Raw genomic sequence first — 255 nt, 5'->3', positions numbered from 1 at the left:
AGGCCGTCGTTGTTCACCACCGTGTCACCCATCGTCACGCTGTCGACCTTCAGGTCGCGTGCCAGATCGAAGTTCACGTCGTTGCCGGCCGTGCTCTTGCTCACCGCGAGGTTGCCATCGGTGTTCTTCAGGTCGACCGTGCCGCCCGGCGCCACGTTCGTCGCGTTCGCGCCCTGCGCGCTCACGTTCCAGCCTGCGCTGGCCGTCTTGCCGACCTCGTCGAGCTGCTCCTTGTTCACCGCGTCGCCAGCGTCC

At 66.7% G+C, this 255-nt stretch carries 1 pseudogene; it reads right to left on the bottom strand.

Going from position 1 to position 255, the window contains the following annotated elements:
* A pseudogene (locus tag AB3X94_RS42290) lies at positions 1–255 on the bottom strand (hypothetical protein); the annotation flags it as partial.

Source organism: Paraburkholderia sp. BR10923 (genome assembly GCF_040948765.1).
In the GTDB taxonomy this organism is placed as follows: Bacteria; Pseudomonadota; Gammaproteobacteria; order Burkholderiales; family Burkholderiaceae; genus Paraburkholderia; species Paraburkholderia youngii.
The sequence above is the reverse complement of the archived record's forward strand: the minus strand, read 5'-3'. Positions and strand labels throughout refer to the sequence as shown.